Source organism: Cognatazoarcus halotolerans (genome assembly GCF_009800965.1).
In the GTDB taxonomy this organism is placed as follows: domain Bacteria; phylum Pseudomonadota; class Gammaproteobacteria; order Burkholderiales; family Rhodocyclaceae; genus Cognatazoarcus; species Cognatazoarcus halotolerans.
In genome coordinates, this window is sequence record NZ_WUAF01000046.1 from 1 (window position 1) to 1,295 (window position 1,295).

The 1,295-nt window shown below is 62.2% G+C and carries 1 protein-coding gene; it reads right to left on the bottom strand.

Features of this window, described 5'->3' with window-relative positions:
- Nucleotides 1–28 precede the first annotated feature (28 nt).
- Nucleotides 29–1,171, bottom strand: a complete 1,143-nt coding sequence (locus tag GQB03_RS22580; protein WP_159694051.1) for an ISAs1 family transposase — start codon at nt 1,169–1,171, stop codon at nt 29–31.
- Nucleotides 1,172–1,295: the final 124 nt, after the last annotated feature.

Sequence of the window (1,295 nt, forward strand, 5' to 3'; positions counted from 1 at the left end):
CAGGGCTCCCGCAGCTACGCGAACGTCATCAATCGTCATCCTCGTCTTCCGGCTCGAATCCGAGCAACTCGGCGCGGTACTCATCGGATGTTGCCGCCAACAATCGCTTGGTCTTGATACTGGCCTTGCGCGAGGTGTTCAGCCGGATGAGATTCAAGACGATGTGCCGCACCAGCGCCAGGTTGTGGGCGACGTGCCCGGTGCGGGCACGCGCGTAGTCGTCTGCGAACTGAACATCCAGGCACCAGTGCAAACGATTCTCCACTTCCCAGTGACTGCGAACGGTATGGGCAATCTTGTCGGCATCGGGCGGCAGGCTGCTGATGTAATGACGCCGCTCGACGCACTTCTTGCCACCGACGATGCGCGTGCGCTCGACGGTGGCGAAGCTCCTCAGATCGGCCCATTGCTCGGCCTTGTACAGTCTTTCGTCCGCTTCGAAGGCTTCGCACAGGCGCACTTCCTCGCGTCCGTGGCCGCGCGAGCGCGTCTCGCTGGTGCTGCTCGCCTCCAGCGGACCACCCACGCCGGCGTGGGTCAGCAGGATCGAATCGAGCAGCGTCGGATGGTTGTCCTTGACGCACAGCACGTAGTGCCCGCCACGTTCGCGAATCATTTTCGCGATTGCCGTCTGCGTGCCCATCGCATCGATGGTGACGATGCAATCCTTGATGTCGAGCACGCGCAACAGCTCGGGAATCGCGGTGATTTCGTTCGACTTCTGATCGGTAGCCGTCTGCCCGAGCACTACACCCACTTCGGCAGCAAACGCGCTGACCAGATGCAGCGGCGCGGCGGCCGCCTTGCTCGTCGTGCGCCGGCTGGTCTTGCCGTCGATGGCGATGATCTGTTCGTGCCCGAGCGCCGGAATCACCAACCCGACCCAACTGCGAAAGGCGCGCTCGAAGCTCTTCGGGTCGAGCAGCGCGAACACGCGCTCGAAGGTGTCGGTCGAGGCGATGCCGTAGTCCAGCTTCAGGAAGCCGCGCAACCACTCCAGCTTCGCCTGGCCCCACTGCGAAATCTCCTCGAAATCGTCCGCACCACTGAGTACCGCGCACACGGCCACCGTCAGCAATTCGCCCAGCCGGTGGCGCGTCTGTTGCGCGTTGCGCCAGTCTTCGAGCCCTTCGAACACTTCGACCAAGGCCAACAACTTGTCCGTCTCCATCGCCCGTCCAAAAAGGCAGGAAACTACACAAATCGAGGCGCTGTGAACAGAGGTGCTGCAAGTGCATGATCGTCAACGACTTTCCTGTGAGGTCAACGACATGTGGGTAGCTGCGGGAGCCCTG